The following is a 3,367-nucleotide window of genomic DNA, read 5'->3' as shown; positions in this document are numbered from 1 at the left end:
TTCTTGCCCGTTACTTAGAGCAACGACCATGCCAGGATCGCCCCAGAGACAAAAGGTACATAATATCAAGCAATTAGATTTGACACGTCCCATGAGGCCAGCCGCGCTGGCCTGGAACAATAAGCAACGAAAAAGGACGCCCGGACAGGAGCCCCCGGCAGCCCTCGTGTATTTATTTCAATAATATCAATTAGTTATTGCAGAAGAACCACTGAGGCGAGGGGCGGGCCAGATTGTTCCATTATGATCGTCGGGCGTGAAACAATCCGGCGCAGGCGGGCGTGATCAGGAGGGGGGAGGATAGAAGTCCGGATACAGGCGGGCGGCGCACTCCGGGCAGATGCCGTGGGTGAAGCGGGCGTCCGAGCGCAATCCCAGGTAGAGCTCGATGGGCTGCAAATGGCCGCAAGGCGATCGCCCCCGCCAGACTGAGACCCTGCACCAGAAGCACCCGGCGGACAATCGCCCGCCCGGCCAGCGGGGGCGGGGCAGCCAACCGGCGCCCGCCCCTGTCATCGGGGGGCGGCAGGCGCGTCCGCCTCTGCCGCCAGGGACCGGCGCCGCCGCGCCGCTGCCTCGCCGATCTTGTCCACCAGCTCAGCGATGTCCACCGGCTTCATGAGGTAATCGAACAGCCCGCGCTGCATGCCGGCAATCCCCGCCTCGCTGGAGCCGTGTCCGGTGAGCAGGATCACCTCCACCTGGGGCTCCAGCGACTTGATGGCCACCAGGGCCTCCAGACCGTCGATACCCGGCATTTTCAGATCCAGGATGACCACGTCCGGCACCTCCAGGTGCCCCCGCAGGCGGTCCAGGGCCTCTTCGCCACTGGCCACCGAGGTGGCGGCAAGCCCCCGCAGCTCCAGCCGCTCCGCCAGGGTGCTGGCGAACTCCTGCTCGTCATCCACGATCAAGACCGAGGTTGTCTCCATTGCCTCCTCCCATGTCCGGCACGACGCCCACCGGGAAGGAGACCACAAAGGTCGTACCGATCCCGATGGCGCTTTTGACCGCGATCTTGCCCCCCAGCTTTTTCACCAGGCCATAGGTGATGGCCAGCCCAAGACCGGTGCCCTTGCGGTCGCCTCCCGTCTTGGTGGTGAAGAAGGGCTCGAAGATATTCTTCTGGACCTCCGGGGTCATGCCAGGGCCGTCGTCGGTGATCGCCACCTCCACCGTGCCCTGCCGGAGGTTGCTCTCGACGACGATGTGACCGCTCTGCCCCACGGCGTCGATGGCGTTGTTGATGATGTTGAGGAAGATCTGCTGCAGCTGTCCCTGGTCGCTCTCGATCCCGGGCAGATCGGGGTCGAGGTCGAGATCGATGGTGATGCCCCGGTAGAGGGCCTCCTTGTCCAGGAAGCTTAGAACCTCCTTCACCACCTCGTTCAGCTGCACCGTCTCCACCCGCACCTCGATCCGGCGCGCGAAGCCGAGCAGGCGGTGGGTGATCACCCGGCAGCGGTTGACCGCATTGAGCAGGCCCGCCACCTGGGTCAAGAACTTGTCCCGGTACCGGACCTCGGTGTCCCGCTCCAGGATGTCTTTGAGCAGCCCGGCCTTCTCGCTGATGATCGCCAGCGGGTTGTTGATCTCGTGGGCCACCCCGGCAGCCAGCCGGCCGATGGAGGCCAGCTTGCCGGAGTGCTCGGCCTCGGCCATGGCCAGCTCCCGGCTCTCGTCCGCCTGGCGGATCCGGGAGGCCAAGAGGTGGGCGAGACGCAGGATAAGCAGACCGCCCACCACAATGCTGGACGCCACGATAACCAGCAGCTGGTTGCGGAAGGCGATCCACGACAGGCGCCCGGCAAAGGCCTGCTGCTCCAGCACCAGCACCCACGGGGTGCCACGGATCGGCCCCGCCGCCCGCAGCACCCCCCGCACGCCTCGGGTCTCCCGCGTCACAGTGATGCCGGTCTTGCCGGGACACAGGACGTCGAACTGACCGCCGGTTGGCCCATAGTAGCGGGAGGTGGTCTGCAGCACCCCGGTGCTGCCCACGAGAAAGATATCGTCCGTGGCCTGGGAGGTCACCGCCGAGAGGAACTGCTCCAGGGTCTCGTTGTCGATACTGACCCGGAGCACCCAGTAGTCGTGGTCACCCGGGTCCCGCTTGCTGACCGCGATCACGAAGTGTGGCACGTTCCGAAAGCCCATGAACACGTCGCTCACATGGATGCGCCGCGCCAGGGCCGTCTGGAACCAGGGGCTGTCCCGATAGTCCTTGCCGGCCAGCCCGTAAGGCCCGGCATAGGCCACCTGGATGCCCCGGCCGTCGATGACCGACAGGTCCACCAGCCCCACGTGCTCCTTCTTGAGGTTGCCGAACACCCGCTCCAGGACCTGAGGCTGGGACAGATCGTCCAGGGTGTGCTCGTTGGCCACGAACAGCACCAGGGCCTGCAGGCGGCCAAGAAAGGCCTCCAGGGTCCGCTGGGCACTCTCCGCGGTCCAGTAGATCTGGTCCTGGGCCTCCCGGGTCAGCAGCGCCTTGTACTGGTGGTAGCTGAGCCCGGCGGTGATGCTGACCGGGATGAGGGCGATGAGGGCCATGGCGGCCAGCAGCAACCGTCGCAGGCGCCGGTAGCGGGCCATCGCTGTGCTCGGGCCCGCCCCCGACTCCAGGGAGAACAGACGGTTCCGGGACAGCCATTCCATGGCTCAGCCCCGGCCGTTGGCGGCCGCCGCTACCGCCGGCCGCAGGATGCGGCCCGCCGTCAGCTCGCCGGCCGCCGCCCTGGCCAGCGCCTCGGGCCAGGGACCGATGACCCGGTCCAGCACCTGCACCCGCTTCCAGGACAGATAACGGAAATGCGCCTCCTCGATGCCGCCGCAGATCACCACCCCGATGCCCTCCCGGATCACCAGCCCGCACAGCTCCTCGGCCGAGGGGCCGGACAGGAGGATGAGCCGGGCCTCTCCCGCCAGCCGCCCGTCCTTGACCTCGGCAATGGCGACCTCCACACAGAGGTCGAAACGGGGTGCCACCGACCCTCCCCGCAAGGTGCACAGGATCTTCACCGCTCCCTCCCGGCTGGGCTCAGTCCAGGCCGTGGTACCGCATCTTGCGCCACAAGGTGGTGCGTCCCCAGCCCAGGGCCTGGGCCGCCTGACTGCGCCGCCCGCCGGTCTTGATCAGGGCCTCCGTGATCAGCCGGCGCTCCACCGCCGCCCAGGTGCCGGCATCGGCAGTATCGCCCGCGGCCGCCCCGACCCCGGACGGGCCGGCGGTCCCTTCCCGGAGACGGTCTGCGGCGGGCGGCGGCAAGGGCTCGGCCGGCGCCGACAGATAGGCCGGCAGATCCTCCACCTGGACCTCCTCCCCCTGGCAGAGGTTGACCGCATACTCCACGATATTGCGCAGCTC

The 3,367-nt window shown here is 67.3% G+C and carries 4 protein-coding genes; all 4 read right to left on the bottom strand.

The window, feature by feature from the left end:
* Window positions 1-512 precede the first annotated feature (512 nt).
* Window positions 513-932, bottom strand: a complete 420-nt coding sequence (locus tag AB1634_19075; protein ID MEW6221615.1) for a response regulator — start codon at window positions 930-932, stop codon at window positions 513-515.
* Window positions 901-2,658: an ATP-binding protein gene (locus AB1634_19070; protein MEW6221614.1), complete on the bottom strand. Its 1,758-nt coding sequence runs from the start codon at window positions 2,656-2,658 to the stop codon at window positions 901-903. The genes AB1634_19075 and AB1634_19070 overlap by 32 nt, the downstream gene beginning before the upstream one ends.
* A 3-nt stretch (window positions 2,659-2,661) precedes the next feature.
* Window positions 2,662-3,021, bottom strand: a complete 360-nt coding sequence (locus AB1634_19065) for a hypothetical protein (protein ID MEW6221613.1) — start codon at window positions 3,019-3,021, stop codon at window positions 2,662-2,664.
* A 19-nt stretch (window positions 3,022-3,040) separates the two neighbouring features.
* Window positions 3,041-3,367: helix-turn-helix domain-containing protein (locus AB1634_19060; protein ID MEW6221612.1), on the bottom strand; the 327-nt coding region annotated here is incomplete at its 5' end.

The organism is Thermodesulfobacteriota bacterium, from assembly GCA_040755095.1.
GTDB lineage: Bacteria > Desulfobacterota > Desulfobulbia > Desulfobulbales > JBFMBH01 > JBFMBH01.
This window is presented reverse-complemented; position numbering and strand designations above follow the sequence as displayed.

Coding starts and splice junctions, on each gene's coding strand:
- AB1634_19075 (MEW6221615.1), bottom strand. CDS start 932: ATGGAGACAACCTCGGTCTTGATCGTGGATGACGAGCAGGAGTTCGCC.
- AB1634_19070 (MEW6221614.1), bottom strand. CDS start 2,658: ATGGAATGGCTGTCCCGGAACCGTCTGTTCTCCCTGGAGTCGGGGGCG.